At 66.3% G+C, this 14,575-nt stretch carries 13 protein-coding genes; 9 read left to right on the top strand and 4 right to left on the bottom strand.

Annotated features, from left to right (window positions below; all coding sequences use genetic code 11):
* Positions 1–6: 6 nt before the first annotated feature.
* Positions 7–606, bottom strand: a complete 600-nt coding sequence (locus tag QZL87_RS07530) for a CAP domain-containing protein (RefSeq protein WP_295325856.1) — start codon at positions 604–606, stop codon at positions 7–9.
* Positions 607–783: 177 nt separating this feature from the next.
* Between QZL87_RS07530 and ychF the strand changes: the two genes are divergently transcribed.
* Entirely contained in the window at positions 784–1,881 is a 1,098-nt protein-coding gene (ychF, locus tag QZL87_RS07525; protein ID WP_295325852.1) for a redox-regulated ATPase YchF, read from the top strand.
* A gap of 455 nt (positions 1,882–2,336) precedes the next feature.
* Here ychF and QZL87_RS07520 read toward each other — a convergent pair whose 3' ends face one another.
* Positions 2,337–2,753 (bottom strand): MerR family DNA-binding protein, encoded by a 417-nt coding sequence (locus tag QZL87_RS07520; protein ID WP_295325848.1) that lies wholly within the window; start codon positions 2,751–2,753, stop codon positions 2,337–2,339.
* Positions 2,754–2,794: 41 nt separating this feature from the next.
* Here QZL87_RS07520 and QZL87_RS07515 point away from each other — a divergent pair, with 41 nt between their 5' ends.
* From QZL87_RS07515 to QZL87_RS07505, 3 genes are all read left to right on the top strand, one after another.
* Complete coding sequence (locus QZL87_RS07515) at positions 2,795–3,532, top strand: glutaredoxin family protein (RefSeq protein WP_295325843.1); 738 nt, start codon at positions 2,795–2,797, stop codon at positions 3,530–3,532.
* 75 nt (positions 3,533–3,607) lie between these two features.
* Positions 3,608–5,176 carry an alkaline phosphatase D family protein gene (locus QZL87_RS07510; RefSeq protein WP_295325839.1) on the top strand — a complete coding sequence of 523 codons (1,569 nt, stop codon included), beginning with the start codon at positions 3,608–3,610 and terminating at the stop codon, positions 5,174–5,176.
* Between the two features lie 42 nt (positions 5,177–5,218).
* Complete coding sequence (locus tag QZL87_RS07505; protein WP_295325834.1) at positions 5,219–6,415, top strand: nucleotide pyrophosphatase/phosphodiesterase family protein; 1,197 nt, start codon at positions 5,219–5,221, stop codon at positions 6,413–6,415.
* Here QZL87_RS07505 and QZL87_RS07500 read toward each other — a convergent pair whose 3' ends face one another.
* Positions 6,416–6,937: a hypothetical protein gene (locus QZL87_RS07500; protein WP_295325828.1), complete on the bottom strand. Its 522-nt coding sequence runs from the start codon at positions 6,935–6,937 to the stop codon at positions 6,416–6,418.
* A gap of 1 nt (position 6,938) precedes the next feature.
* Positions 6,939–8,759, bottom strand: a complete 1,821-nt coding sequence (gene mutL / locus QZL87_RS07495) for a DNA mismatch repair endonuclease MutL (protein ID WP_295325823.1) — start codon at positions 8,757–8,759, stop codon at positions 6,939–6,941.
* A gap of 193 nt (positions 8,760–8,952) precedes the next feature.
* On the opposite strand from mutL, the gene QZL87_RS07490 reads away from it, so the two are divergent.
* Genes QZL87_RS07490 through rodA form a run of 5 tightly spaced genes read left to right on the top strand, consistent with a single transcriptional unit; the run spans position 8,953 to position 14,472 of the window.
* Entirely contained in the window at positions 8,953–9,999 is a 1,047-nt protein-coding gene (locus QZL87_RS07490; protein WP_037557053.1) for a rod shape-determining protein, read from the top strand.
* A 20-nt stretch (positions 10,000–10,019) separates the two neighbouring features.
* Positions 10,020–10,925 carry a rod shape-determining protein MreC gene (mreC, locus tag QZL87_RS07485; protein WP_295325819.1) on the top strand — a complete coding sequence of 302 codons (906 nt, stop codon included), beginning with the start codon at positions 10,020–10,022 and terminating at the stop codon, positions 10,923–10,925.
* A complete protein-coding gene (locus QZL87_RS07480) occupies positions 10,922–11,443 on the top strand; it encodes a rod shape-determining protein MreD (RefSeq protein ID WP_295325815.1) in 522 nt (173 codons plus the stop codon). Before mreC ends, QZL87_RS07480 begins: the two co-directional genes overlap by 4 nt.
* A gap of 18 nt (positions 11,444–11,461) precedes the next feature.
* Positions 11,462–13,369 (top strand): penicillin-binding protein 2, encoded by a 1,908-nt coding sequence (gene mrdA / locus QZL87_RS07475; protein WP_295325812.1) that lies wholly within the window; start codon positions 11,462–11,464, stop codon positions 13,367–13,369.
* A complete protein-coding gene (gene rodA, locus QZL87_RS07470) occupies positions 13,366–14,472 on the top strand; it encodes a rod shape-determining protein RodA (RefSeq protein ID WP_295325807.1) in 1,107 nt (368 codons plus the stop codon). The genes mrdA and rodA overlap by 4 nt, the downstream gene beginning before the upstream one ends.
* Positions 14,473–14,575: the final 103 nt, after the last annotated feature.

Here is a 14,575-nt window from a genome sequence, read left to right as displayed (position 1 = left end):
GACTTCCTATTTTCGCTTCGGCGGCGGCGGCGGAGAGCCGTCGCGCGTCTGTGACATCAGCGTCACGCACATCGTCCGATGCACCGGATGGCGACCGCAGGCGATTCCGGCATAGCGATGCGCCGGGCGAAGCAGGCTGTGGCGATGGCCGCGACCGGGCACGCCATCGTCGATCAGCAGTTGGTCGACGACGCCTTCGGGCGTGTGATGACCATAGGTGATGACCTCGCTGACATAGGGTCCGCCGCCCCGCGCCCGCATCCGTTCGCCGGGCCCGCTGCCGCGCGTATAGTGACCGACCGCGCCCGAGCGCGACTGGACCGCGACATGGTCCGCCGCGGCGCGGGCAAGCGGGGCGCTCCATTCGAGCGTCGGGAGCGGCCTTTCGCGGCGCAGATCGCGGATCGCCTCGTCGACCGCGGCGACGCCTTCGCGCGTCATGATGTCGATCTCGCCGTCGTCTTCGCCGATCAGCAGCCTGCCCTCAAAGCGCGGACGATAGTCGTCGAGATAGTCGGCATAGGCCGCAGGATCGCTGCGGAAGCGGTTGAGCTCGGCGAAGACATCTTCCTCGAACCGGCTCTGCGCGGCAACTGCCGCGGTCATGCCAAGGGCCAGAAGGGTGCCGGCTGCGAGGAGGCGGGGTTGCGTCATGTCTCGCGCGATAAAGCGGCAAGTCTGAACGGCGCGCAACGGCAAAGACTGGCATCCGGCGCAACTTGGCGCTAGGGGCGCTGCAACACCGGCCCTCATCCAGCAGCGGCCGGACTTCACGGAGTTTTTATGGGTTTCAAATGCGGGATCGTCGGCCTGCCCAACGTCGGCAAGTCCACCCTGTTCAACGCGCTGACGGAGACGGCGGCGGCGCAGGCGGCGAACTATCCCTTCTGCACGATCGAGCCGAATATCGGCAACGTCGCGGTCCCCGACGCGCGGCTCGAGAAACTCGCCGCCATCGCGGGCAGCAAGAAGATCATCGCGACGCAGCTTGCCTTCGTCGACATCGCCGGCCTCGTGCGCGGCGCGTCGAAGGGCGAAGGGCTCGGCAACCAGTTCCTCGGCAATATCCGCGAGGTCGATGCGATCGTCCACGTCCTGCGCTGCTTCGAGGATGACGACATCCAGCATGTCGAGAACAAGGTCGACCCCGTCGCCGACGCCGAGACGGTCGAGACCGAGTTGCTGCTCGCCGACCTCGAAAGCCTCGAAAAGCGCGTTCCCGCTTTCGCCAAGAAGGCGGCGCAGGGCGACAAGGAAGCAAAGATCGCCTCGTCGGTGCTCGGCCAGGCGCTCGACCTCCTTCGCGAAGGCAAGCCCGCGCGGCTGGCCGAGCCGAAAGACGACGAGGAAGCCCGCGTGCTGCGCACCGCGCAGCTTTTGACCTCGAAGCCCGTCCTCTATGTCTGCAACGTCGATGAAGGCAGCGCCGCGAACGGCAACGCCTTCTCCGAAAAGGTCTTCGCCAAGGCGGCGGCAGAAGGCGCCCAAGCGGTCGTCGTCTCGGCGGCGATCGAGAGCGAGCTGGTCACGATGGACATGGCCGACCGGATGGAATTCCTGTCCGAAATGGGCCTCAGCGAAACCGGCCTCGCGCGCGTCATCCGCGCGGGCTACGAACTGCTTCACCTGATCACCTTCTTCACCGTCGGCCCGCAGGAAGCGCGCGCCTGGACCGTCCACACCGGCGCAACGGCGCCCGAAGCCGCGGGCGAGATCCACAGCGATTTCCAGAAGGGCTTCATCCGCGCCGAAACGATCGCCTATGACGATTATGTCACGCTCGGCGGCGAAGCGAAGGCGCGCGAGGCCGGCAAGCTGCGCGCCGAAGGCAAGGCCTATATCGTGAGCGACGGCGACGTGATGCACTTCCTGCATAGTTGATTTGCACCGCAATGATGAGGCCGATAGGCGCTTAAAGCCACAAAAGCCCCGCACGCGCGCATCGGAACTGCGTCCTTTGTGGCTTTAAGAGCGGGTTGCGGAAGCCGACGATTTCAAAGAGCCGGGCAGATGCCGACACGGTGCAATAATGTAGAACAGCGATTTTTTGCGGGCGGCCGATGGCGGCTTTGGGGTGGGAAGCGGACACACCCAATCGTTCGTCATTCCCGCGAAAGCGGGAACCCAGTCTGGGGTCAGCCTACGCATGCTCTGGGTCCCCGCTTTCGCGGGGATGACGAAGTAAAAGGTGGGCGACGGCTGGTTTCGGTCGAAACCCGACACTCCCGTCATCCCGGACTTGATCCGGGATCCATTCCTCCATTGCTGGCGTGAATGGACCCCGGATCAAATCCGGGGTGACGATGAAACATAGGTCCGCTTCCAGCCGTTAGCGGTCATCGCGGAAGAGGTTGCGGCTCGAACGCCGCCAATATCGGGCACGGTCCCTTGTCGCTCGCGGCGCACTGGTCGGCGAGGCGCGCTAGCGCGGCGCGCGTTGCGGTCATCTGTGCGATCTTCTCGTCGAGGACATCGATCCGCTGGCGCGCGAGGGTGCGGACGCGGACGCGGTCATCGCTCGCTTCGAGCGCGAGCAGTTCGCCGATCTCGTCGAGCGTGAAGCCCGCACCCTGCGCCGCGCGGATGAATTTGAGCCGCCTGAGGTCATCCTCGCCATAGCGCCGAATCCCGCCGCCCCAACCATCACCGCCGCTGCGCGCCGGCGTTTCGAGCAGCCCGCGGCGCTGATAGTAGCGCACCGTTTCGACGCCCACATCGCCCGCCGCCGCCAATTTTCCGATCGTCAATTGCATCGCTTGACTCCGTACCATGGTACAGAGACTATATGGGGTGCATGACGAAACAGGCAATCCTCCATCGCATGGTCATGCCGGGGCACATCTGCCCCTATGGCCTCAAAGCAAAATATCTGCTCGAAAGCCGCGGCTTCGCGGTCGACGACCGCTGGCTGACGACGCGCGAGGAAACCGACGCGTTCAAGGCGGAGCATGGCGTCAAGACGACGCCGCAGACCTTCATCGACGGCGCGCGCATCGGCGGATACGACGATCTGCGCCGCCATTTCGGGCTGAAGGTCACCGATCCCGACGCCACGAGCTACACCCCCGTCATCGCGCTCTTCGCGATGACCGCGCTGATGGCGCTCGCCGCCAGCTTCGCCGCCTATGGCAGCCCGTTCACGCTGCGTGCCGCCGAATGGTTCATCTCGTTCAGCATGATCGTGCTCGCGCTCTTGAAGCTGCAGGACGTCGACAAATTCGCCACCATGTTCCTGAACTATGATCTGCTCGCGCGGCGGTGGGTGCCCTATGCGAGCATCTATCCCTTTGCCGAGGGGCTCGCGGGGGTGCTGATGACCGCGCACGCCCTCGACTGGCTGTCGGTCCCGGTCGCGCTGTTCATCGGCGGCATCGGGGCGGTTTCGGTGTTCAAGGCCGTCTATATCGACAAGCGCGACATCAAATGCGCGTGCGTCGGCGGCAGCAGCAAGGTGCCGCTGGGCTTCGTCTCGCTCACCGAGAATCTGATGATGATCGCGATGGCGCTGTGGATGGCGCGGATGTGGCTGTAGTGCGGCGCATCGGTCATTGATGAAAGCCATGGCTGGGCTATCAGGGGCGGTGATTCGCGCCCAGGGAGCCCAGCCATGTTCGACCGCCGCCACTTCCTTGCCGGGGCCACGCTCGCCGGCCTTGCCGCCCCGGCGATCCTGCGCGCCGAGGGCGGCATCTTCCGCGAATTTCCGTTCAGCCTCGGCGTCGCGGCGGGCGATCCGGCAAGCGACGGCTTCGTCATCTGGACGCGGCTCGCGCCCGAACCGATGAAGCGCCACGGCGGGATGCCGCTCGCCAATTTCCCGGTCGATTGGGAGGTCGCGAGCGACGGCGGCTTTCGCGACGTCGTCGCCAGGGGCACCGAACTCGCGCGTCCCGAGCTCGGCCACAGCGTCCATGTCGAGGTCGCGGGACTTCAGCCCGACCGTCCCTATTTTTACCGCTTCACCGCCGGCGGTGAACGCAGCCTGCGCGGCCGCGCACGCACGCTCCCGCGCGTGGGTGCACCGACCGATGCGCTGAAATTCGGCGTCTGCGGCTGCCAGCATTTCGAATCGGGCTTTTTCGGCGCCTATCGCCATCTCGCGCGCGAGGATCTCGCCTTCGTCTATCATTATGGCGACTTCATCTATGAATATAGCCAGGATTATCTGTTCGACACCGGGCTGCCGACGCGCCCGGTGCGCAAGCATGCGTATCGCAACCTGATCGACCTCGGCGATTTCCGCCTCGCCTATGCGCAGCAGCTGGGCGACATCGACCTGCAGGCCGCGCGCTGCACCCACGCCTTCCTGTCGAGTTTCGACGATCACGAGATTCGCAACGACTGGGTTTCGGACAAGGACAATTGGAAACTGGGGCTCGACGGCCACGATCCCGACGCGCCGCCGCCCGAGGTCTTCATGCTCAAGAAACAGGCGGCGATGCAGGCGTGGTACGAGCATATGCCCGTGCGCCGATCGATGCTGCCGCGCGGCGGAATGGTCGCGCTGAACCGCGAGCTTCGCTATGGCGACCTGATGGCGATGCAATTGCTCGACACGCGGCAATATCGCGACGACCAGCCGTGCGAGGACGGGTTCAAGCCGGCCTGTCCGGGCGTTTATGACAAAAATGCGCAGGTGCTGGGCAAGGCGCAGGAAGCCTGGCTGAACCGCAATCTGGGCGAAGGCGGCGCGACATGGAACGCGCTGGCGCAGCAGGTGACGATGATGTCGCTCGACCGGCGGCGGCGGCCCGAGGCACCCGAGAAGATTCTGAACCTCGACAGCTGGGCAGGCTATGAAGCGCCGCGCGAACGCATGTTGTCGCGGCTTGAGGGGCTCAAGAATGCCGTCGTGCTGACCGGCGACGAGCACCAGAATTTCTGCGGCGATCTCGTGCTGAAAAACAAGGTCGTCGGCGCCGAATTCGTCGCGACCTCGATCTCGAGCGGCGGCGACGGCAGCGACAGGAGGAACGGCACCGACATGTTCCTGAGCCGGAATCCCGAGCTCAAATTCGCCAACGACCAGCGCGGCTACGTCGTATGCGACGTGAACCGCGAGGCGTGGCAGACGCATTTCATGGTCGTCGACAAGGTGACGACGCCGACCAACACATTGTCGAAGCGCGCGACGGGCATCGTCGAACGCGACGTCGCCGGGATCAGGATGGCCTGATGTGTCGTGGGGCGGTCACATAGAAGCCATAGCGGAGCGCGCATGAACCGCCTTTTCCCGCTGCTATTCGCCCTGCTCCTTCCCCTCTCCGCGCAAGCGCAAGAAGGCAGCGAACGCGACCCCGTCACGATCCTGATTTCGATCGACGGCTTTCGCGCCGATTATGTGGACCGGGGCATCACGCCGAACCTGTCGCGGCTCGCGGCCGAGGGCGCGCATGGCAAGCTGCGCCCCTCATTCCCGACCAAGACCTTTCCCAATCATTATGCGATGGTCACCGGCAAGCGCCCCGACACCAACGGCATCGTCGGCAACAATATGATCGACCCGCGGCGCCCCGACGTGCGCTTCAGCCTCGGCGATCCGAAGCAATCGCTCGATCCTTTCTGGTGGGACGAGGCCGAACCGGCATGGATCACCGCCGGCAAGGCGGGCGTGCGCAGCGCGACGATGTTCTGGCCGGGGAGCGAGGTCGCGATCCACGACAGCCGCCCGCCCGACTGGCTGCGCTACGACAGGCATGTCGGCTATGCCCAGCGCGTCAACACGATCCTCGACTGGATGCGCCGCCCCGCCGCCATTCGCCCCGCCTTCGTCACTCTTTATTTCGAGGCGGTCGACGATGCCGGGCACCGCTTCGGCCCCGACAGCGCCGAAGTGAACGCCGCGATTGCCGAGGTGGACGGGCGCATCGGCGAGCTGACCGCCGGCCTCGCCGCGATGGGCCAGCCTGCGCGCCTGCTGGTCGTCGCCGACCACGGGATGCGCGCGATCGACGAGAGCCGCGTGATCCAGCTCGCCGATCTGATCGACCTGCCGAGCATCATCGCGGTCGAAACCGGACCCTATGCCGCGATCGAGCCCGCGGCGGGGACCGATGATCGCGTGTACGATGCCCTGCTGAAACCGCATGACCACATGACATGCAACCGCCGCGAAAAACTGCCCGAGCGGCTGCATTACGGCCGGAATCCGCGCGTCGCCGCGATCATCTGCATCGCCGAGCCCGGCTGGTCGATTATCGCCGGCACGCCGAACTGGCCGGTCCGGGGCGGCGCGCACGGCTACGACAATCAGGACCCCGAAATGCTCGCGCTGTTCGTCGCCAGCGGTACGGGGCTGAAAGGCGACGTCGGCATCGTCGACAATATCGAGGTCTATCCGCTGCTGATGCGGCTGCTCGGTGTCGCGCCGCTGCCGGGCGACGCGACGGGCGAACTCGCCAAGCGGCTGCCCTGATCAGTCGCGCAGCACCGCCATCGCATGGATCGACGCCGCGGGCGCGTTGACGATCTGAAGCTGATAGCGCCCCTGCGTCACGTCGAATTCGACCATCTTGCGGATGCCCGAGCAAGCGGGGCCATGCCCGTGCTTGACCGATTTCACCACGCCGCCGCCCTGCACCAGGTCGATCCACGCCCCCGCGTCGAGCGCGACGACCAGCCGCCCCGCCTTCTTCACCTCGATCGGGATCATCCCGCCGAACTTGTGGACGTCGGGCTTGCGCTCGGGCGCGATGCCGTAGCGCAGGCTTTCGAACCTGTGCAGCGGCAGCTCGGTCCGTGCCGCGCCGAGCGGCGACCAGTCGGCGCCGAGGTCGTCGCCATAGGCATAGATCGTCTTGCTCGACGCGTCGCGTGACCAGCCGGTGAGTTCGGGCGGAAGAACCGGTGCGGCCGAGCAGGCGGGCGCGGCGGGCGCTGCATAGACCGCCACGGGCAAAGCCGCGGCGAGCGATATGGCGATGATCCGGAACCCCATCCTATTTCCTCCCGAACAATTTCTCGACATCGTCCATCGCGAGCTTCACCCATGTCGGGCGCCCGTGGTTGCACTGGCCCGAGTGCGGCGTGACCTCCATCGTGCGGAGCAGCGCGTTCATCTCGGCGACGTTCAGCGTTCGCCCGGCACGCACCGATCCATGGCATGCCATCGTCGCCGCGACCAGTTCGAGGCGTTCGCTGAGGCCCAGCGCCGCGTCGTAGCCCGCCAGATCGTCGGCGATGTCGGTGACGAGCTTGCGGCAATCGATCGCCCCCAGCATCGCTGGGGTCGCGCGCACCATCACCGCCGCGGGGCCGAAGCGTTCGAGTTCGACGCCGAGCGCCGCGAGCTGCGGCGCGGCGGCTTCGAGCCGGTCGCAGGCGGGTTCGTCGAGCTCGACGACTTCGGGCAGCAGCAGACCCTGCGATGGCACCGCCTGCCCGCTCATTCCGCGGCGGAGCTGTTCGAGCACGAGCCGTTCGTGCGCGGCGTGCTGGTCGACGATGACGAGGCCGTCCTCGGCTTCGGCGACGATATAGGTTTTCGCGATCTGGCCGCGCGCGATGCCGAGCGGATGCGCTTCGGCTTCGGGCACCGGCGCGGTGGCGGGTTCGGCACGGCCCATCGGAAGCGCGTCGCGCGGCGGCGCGAAATCGACGATGCGGTCGTGCAGCAGCGCGGTCGTCCCGGCATCGGCCGCACCGAACATGGGTGTAGCCGGGCTTTGCGAGTGCGCGGGGTGCGGCGCAAAAAGGGTCGGCGTCAGCGGCTGCGGCGCGACGGGTTCCTGCTGCCACGCGGCGAGCGCGGCCTCGGCGGGGCGCTGGACGCTGCGAAAGCCATGTTCGTCGAGCGCGCGGCGGAGGCCCCCGACGATCATCCCACGGATCAGCTGCGGATCGCGGAAGCGCACCTCGGTCTTCGCGGGATGGACGTTCACGTCGACCTCGCTCGTCGGCACGTCGAGGAACAGCGCGACGACCGGATGGCGGTCGCGCGCAAGCAGGTCGGCATAGGCGCCGCGCAGCGCGCCGACGAGCAACCGGTCCTTCACCGGCCGCCCGTTGACGAACAGATATTGATGATCGGCGATGCCGCGATTGTAGGTCGGCAGGCTGATCACGCCGCCGAGATGGACGTCGCCGCGGTCGAGATCGACCCCGATGCTGTTCGCGGCGAGCTCGCGCTGGGTCAGCGCCGCGACGCGCGCCAGCCGGTCCTGCCCTCCCTGCACGTCGAGCACGCGGCGCCCGTCATGCTCGACCACGAAAGCGATGTCCGGGCGCGCCATCGCCAGCCGCCGCACGGCGTCGAGGCAGGCGGCATATTCGCTGCGCCCGGTGCGCAGGAACTTGCGCCGCGCCGGAACGCGCGCGAACAGGTCCTCGACCATCACGCGCGTGCCCTTGGCAAGCGCGGCGGGTCCTTCGGCGACCATCGCGCCATTGTCGACAATGCGTTTCCAGCCGTCGCCGCCCTGCGTCCGGCTTTCGAGGGTCAGCCGCGCGACGCTCGCGATCGAGGGCAGCGCCTCGCCGCGAAAGCCCATCGTTACGACATCTTCGATCGCATCGGTCGGCAGCTTCGACGTCGCGTGGCGTTCGAGCGCGAGCGCCATGTCGGCAGCGGTCATTCCGCAGCCATCGTCCTCGACCTCGAGCCGCGAAATCCCGCCCTCGGCGATTCGCACCGAGATGCGAGTCGAACCGGCGTCGATGGCGTTTTCAACCAGCTCCTTGAGCGCCGCGGCGGGTCTTTCAACCACTTCACCCGCTGCGATCCGATTTACGAGCTTTTCCGGCAGGCGACGTATTGACATGGCCGCTGTCCTAGCGCAGTCGAACGCAAATCGCGACCCATCCGCACAGCCCTGATCATTTTGTCCAGCCACCCCCCGTGGACGAGCCGGAATCTCCCCCTGATTGCAGCTGTCGCCGGCCGGACGCGCGGGTGAAATCACGACAGGGGCGTGTCCGTCAGGGGCGCGGCTTCGATGACAGGAAGCAGTATCGATGTCCTTCTTTTCTCGCTGGCTTAAATTCAACTCCCAAGACATGGCAATCGACCTCGGCACCGCGAACACGGTGGTCTATGTGCGCGGCAAGGGCATCGTGCTGAACGAACCCTCGGTCGTCGCGGTCGAGACGCTGAACGGGATCAAGCGGGTGAAGGCGGTCGGCGACGACGCCAAGCTGATGATGGGCAAGACCCCCGACAGCATCGAGGCGATCCGTCCGCTGCGCGACGGCGTCATCGCCGACATCGACGTCGCCGAACAGATGATCAAGCACTTCATCACCAAGGTGCATGGCGGCAAGCCCAACGCCTTCCGCAGCCCCGAAATCGTGATCTGCGTCCCCTCGGGCTCGACCAGCGTCGAACGCCGTGCGATCCGCGACGCCGCGTCGAACGCGGGCGCGAGCGAAGTGTGGCTGATCGAGGAACCGATGGCCGCCGCGATCGGCGCCGACATGCCCGTCACCGAACCGATCGGGTCGATGGTCGTCGACATCGGCGGCGGCACCACCGAAGTCGCAGTGCTGTCGCTCCGCGGTCTCGCCTACACCACCTCGGTCCGCGCCGGCGGCGACAAGATGGACGAAGCGATCGTCTCCTATGTCCGCCGCCATCATAACCTCCTGATCGGCGAATCGACCGCCGAGCGGATCAAGAAGGATTTCGGCATCGCGCGCATTCCCGCCGACGGCACCGGCCTGACGATCCACATCAAGGGCCGCGACCTCGTCAACGGCGTGCCGAAGGAAATCTCGATCAACCAGGCGCAGATCGCCGAAGCACTCTCGGAACCGATCGGCACGATCGTCGAAGGCGTGCGCATCGCGCTCGAAAACACCGCTCCCGAACTCGCCGCCGACATCGTCGACCAGGGCATCGTCCTGACCGGCGGCGGCGCGCTGATCGCCGAGCTTGACGAATTGCTCCGCGACGCGACCGGCCTGCCGGTCACCGTCGCCGAGGATCCGCTGACCTGCGTCGCGATCGGCACCGGCCGCGCGATGGAAGACCCCGCCTTCCGCGGCGTGTTGCAGCAAGCCTGATCGGACGGTAGCGCTTTACCATGGTCCGCCCGGCACATCGGCGTCCGGGGCAATCCCGAAAGGCCCAATACGGCCTGTTCGCGGCCTATGTCATTGCGGTGACGGGGGCGGTGGCGGGTCTGCTGTTGGCGATCCTGTCGGTCGTTGACCCCGTCGGCTTCGCCCAGCTGCGCGTGGCGAGCCAGGAAATCACCGCGCCGATCGCGCGCGTGACGCGCTCGGTGACCGGATCGCTCTCGGGCATCGACGACAGTGTCGGCGCCTATGTCGGCGCGGGCACGCAAAACCGGCGGCTGCGCAAGGAACTCGCCGAGACGCGCCGCCAGCTTGTCGCGACCAGTTCGCTGCAGGAAGAGAATCGCCAATTGAAGGCGCTGCTCAAATTGCAGGAAACCGACAAGGCCGCGCTCGCCAACGGCTATCTGCTCACCTCGACCTCGACGAGCGCCAAGCGCATCGCGCTGCTCAGCATCGGCCGCAATCTCGGCGTCGCCGCGGGCCAGCCGGTGCGCGGCGCCGACGGGCTGATCGGCCGCATATTGTCGAGCGGGCCGTCGGTGTCGCAGGTGCTGCTGCTCACCGACGTTGACAATATCGTCCCCGTCCGGCGCGCGCGCGACGGCCTGCCCGCGCTCGCCAGCGGCCGCGGCAACGGCGACCTCGACGTGCGCACGCTCAACATCGCGAACAATCCGTTCAAGCCCGGCGATATCCTCGTCACATCGGGCACCGGCGGACTTTATCCGCCGAACATCCCGGTCGCGATCGTCGTCCGGCGCCAGCACGACGGCGCGCTTGCGCGCCCGCTCGCCGATCCGGGCAAGGTCGATGCGGTGGCGGTGCTGCGTCCCTACACCCCCGACAATATCGAGGCCCAGGGCCGACCGGCGCCCGCGCCCCTCCCCGCCCCCGCCGGCGCGCCATGAACCAGAAGGGGCCGCGCCTCGGCGAACCCGCATCGCTGTGGCGGATGCGCATCGTTCCGATCGCGAGCGTGATGTTCGCCTCGGCGCTGCCGCTGATGCTGCCGCTGATCGCCAACTCACCGGTGCTGCCCCCACTCGGGCTGCTGTTTTTCCTGTGCTGGCAATTGCTCCGCTCCGAAATGTGGCCGGTGTGGATCGGCCTGCCGCTCGGCCTGTGGGACGATCTGTTCAGCGGCGCGCCGATCGGCACCGCGGTCGGACTGTGGACGCTCGCGAGCATCGCGATCGCTTATTCGTCGCAGCGCATCTATTGGCGCGGCTTTTTCCACGATTGGGCGATCGCGGCGCTGCTGGTCGCGATCATCCAGTCATTGGCGGCGCTGATCACCCACCCGCACGCCGATCCCGGCCGGGTGCTGGGTCTCGTCCTGCCGCAGATCATCGTCTCGGCGCTGCTCGTGCCGCTGTTCATGCGCCTGACCGGCAAGTTTGACAATTTCCGCCTGAAACGCCGATAAACTGGTTCCAATCCGCCGATGCCGAAGAAGAAGAGTCCGCCGATCACCGAAGCCTGGAGGGGCATAACCTTCACCCGCCGCGCGCTCGTCGTCGGCGGGGCGCAGGCGGCGGTCGGCGTCGCGCTCGCGGCGCGCATGACTTATATTTCGGTCATCGACAATGATCGCTACGTCCTCGAATCGGAAAGCAACCGCGTCAATCTGACGCTCGTGCCCCCGCGCCGCGGCTGGATCGTCGACCGCCACGGCAAGGCGCTCGCCAACAATCGCGTTTCGCTTCGTATCGACCTCATTCCCGATCGCCTGCACAACAAGGACATGGTGCTCGGGCAGCTCCAGACGCTGCTCCGGCTCGACGGCGACGCGATGGAGCGGATCAACCGCGACCTGAAGGCGGCATCGGGATTCCAGCCGGTCGCGGTCAAGGAGGATATGACCGAGGCCGAATATAGCTCGATCCTCGTCCGCCTGCCCGAGCTTCCCGGCATCGCGCCGCAGCGTGGCTTCGCGCGCAACTATCCCACCGGCGCCGCGGTCGGCCATCTGATCGGCTATGTCGGCGCCCCGAACGCCGAGGAATATGAAAAGGCGAAGGATCCGCTCTACATCACCCCCGGCTACAAGATCGGCAAGGACGGGCTGGAGAAATATTTCCAGGAGATGCTGAAGGGCAAACCCGGCGCGCGGCGCGTCGAGGTAACGGCGCGCGGCAAGGTCGTGCGCGACCTTTCCACCCAGCCCGACGTGCAGGGCAAAACCGTCCATCTGACGATCGACGCCGGCTTGCAGGAATATGTCGCGCGGCGGATGGGACGCGAATCGGGCGCGGCGGTCGTGATCGACTGTCATAATGGCGACATCCTTGCCTTTGTTTCGATGCCGAGCTTCGACCCGAACAGCTTTTCCGACGGCATCAGCACCAGCGAATATGCTTGGCTGCGCGCCGACGATCACCAGCCGCTGATCAACAAGGCGACGCGCGGCCTCTATCCGCCCGGATCGACGCTGAAACCGATGGCGGCGATCGCGGCGATCGAGCATGGCGTCGACCCGAGCGAACGCCACACCTGCATCGGCGGCTACCGCCTCGGCACCCGCTTTTTCCGCTGTCTTGGCACCCATGGCAGCCTCGACATGCCGTCGGCGATCATGAAAAGCTGCAACAGCTATTTCTACTGGCTCGCGCACCGGCTCGGCTATGACGCGATGGCTCCCACCGCCCGGCTGCTCGGGCTCGGCGAGGAATTCCGGCTGGCGGGGAGCAATCAACGCTATGGCACCATCCCCGACAGCGCGTGGAAGATGCGGAAATACGACCAGCAATGGTCGGCGTCGGATTCGCTCAACGCGGTCATCGGACAGGGCTATGTCAGCGTTAATCCGCTCCAGCTCGCGGTGATGGCGGCGCGGATCGCATCGGGGCGCAGCCTCTATCCACGCCTCGTCAACCGCGAATTCAAGAACGAACCGCTGCCCTTCTCGCCCGAAGCACTCGCGGTAGCGCGGCACGGCATGGACCTCGTCGTCAATGGCGCGGGCACCGCGGTGCGTAGTCGCCTGCCGCTTGACGGCATCACCATGGCGGGCAAGACGGGCACGGCGCAGGTCCGCGGGCTCGGCACGGGCAATGGCAAAAGCGGCACCTGGAAATTCCGCGATCACGGGCTGTTTGTCGGCTTCGCGCCGGTCGTGAACCCGCGCTACGCCACCGGCATCGTCATCGAGCATGGCATGGGCGGCAGCCGCGCCGCGGCGCCCGTCGCCCGCGATTTCATGACCTATCTGTTCGACCGCGAAAAGGGGATGGAGGCGCTCGAGACGCTCGAGGCCGGCTGGGGCGGCCCGATCAAGGCGCGTATGGACCGCGACTATGCCGCATGGAAATCGGGCGCGTCGAGCGACCCCGATCCCGGGGTGCCGCAATGATCCCGGTTCCGCCCGCCATCCAGCGCATCCCGTGGAAATTGATCGCCATCCTCGGCGGGATCACCGGCTTCGGTCTGCTCGTGCTCTATTCGGCCGCGGGGGGCAACTGGTCGCCCTGGGCGTGGCAACAGGGCGTGCGCTTCCTCGTCTTCCTCGGCGCCGCGCTGGTGATCGGGCGTTTCCCCTTACGCATCTTCGAGGATTTCGCCTATATCGCCTATATCGGCGTGCTGATCCTGCTCATCGCGGTCGAGCTCTTGGGCTTCGTCGGCGGGGGCAGCCAGCGATGGCTGAATCTCGGCATCATCAACCTCCAGCCGTCCGAGTTGATGAAGGTCGCGATCGTCATCGCCCTCGCCCGCTTCTACGCCCAGTTGCCGCCCGGAAACACGCGCACCTTCACCGCGCTCTGGCCCGCGCTGGTGATGATAGGGCTGCCCGCCGCGCTCGTGATGCTGCAACCCGACCTCGGCACCGCGCTCGCCATCTCAATCGGCGGGGTGGTGGTGATGTTCGTCGCCGGCCTCCCCTTCTGGTGGTTCGGCAGTACCGCGGCCGCCGGCATCGCCGCGCTGCCCATCCTCTTCTCCTTCCTGCACGATTATCAGCAGAAACGCGTGCTGATCTTCCTCGACCCCGAAAGCGACCCCTTGGGCGCCGGCTATCACATCAGCCAGTCGAAGATCGCGATCGGGTCGGGCGGCATCGGCGGCAAGGGTTTCCTCAACGGATCGCAAAGCCACCTCGACTATCTGCCCGAGGGGCACACCGACTTCATCTTCGCCACCATGGCGGAGGAATGGGGGCTGATCGGCGGGCTCGCCCTCCTCTTCGGCTTTTTCCTGCTGCTGCGCTGGTCGACGCGCGTCGCGCTGGGCGCGCGAACGCGCTTCGGCCAGCTCGCCGCCGCCGGCCTCACGATGACGATCTTCTTCTATATCGCGATCAACCTGATGATGGTGATGGGCCTCGCGCCCGTCGTCGGTATTCCGCTGCCGCTCTTTTCCTACGGCGGCTCGTCGATGCTGACGATCATGACCTGCGTCGGCATCGTCCTGGCGATCGAAAACGACAGCAAAACGGGCAGCCGCCGCTTTCATTGATAAAAAAATGCGGCAAGGCCATTGCCAAGGGTTCACCGCCATGATAGCGGGCCGCTCTCTTCACGACGCAGGGGACTTTCTCCCGGCTTCGTGAGTGCCGGAA

Source organism: uncultured Sphingopyxis sp., from assembly GCF_900078365.1.
Classification (GTDB): domain Bacteria; phylum Pseudomonadota; class Alphaproteobacteria; order Sphingomonadales; family Sphingomonadaceae; genus Sphingopyxis.
Note: the sequence above shows the minus strand (reverse complement) of the source record. Positions and strands in the feature narration are given on the sequence as shown.